The organism is Streptomyces yerevanensis, from assembly GCF_000716805.1.
Classification (GTDB): Bacteria; Actinomycetota; Actinomycetes; order Streptomycetales; family Streptomycetaceae; genus Streptomyces; species Streptomyces flaveus.
This window is the reverse complement of the sequence record NZ_JNWJ01000263.1, coordinates 1-283: the sequence shown is the minus strand read 5'-3', so window position 1 is coordinate 283 and position 283 is coordinate 1. Positions and strand designations below refer to the sequence as shown.

Below are 283 nucleotides of genomic sequence, written 5' to 3'. Positions count from 1 at the left end.
CCCCGCTCATCGACAAACTCGCCACAGCCGGGGTGAACATGACCGAACCCGGCGCCACCCCGCCCGCCGTGGCCACCACCGACGCCGCCGATGACTGCGACGGCAGCCCGCAGAGCCCGCAGCCGGCGGGCGGGCCGCTGGCCGGGATGACGGTGGTCGTGACCGGCGCCATGACCGGCGTACTGGAAAAGCTCAGCCGCAACCAGATGAACGAGCTCATCGAACGCGCCGGCGGCCGCTCCTCCTCCAGCGTCTCCAAGAAGACCACCCTGGTCGTCGCCGG

At 71.7% G+C, this 283-nt stretch carries 1 protein-coding gene; it reads left to right on the top strand.

Going from position 1 to position 283, the window contains the following annotated elements; genetic code table 11:
• Positions 1–283, top strand: a 283-nt coding sequence (locus tag OP79_RS49345; protein WP_033329940.1) for a BRCT domain-containing protein, incomplete at both ends; no start/stop codon positions are given.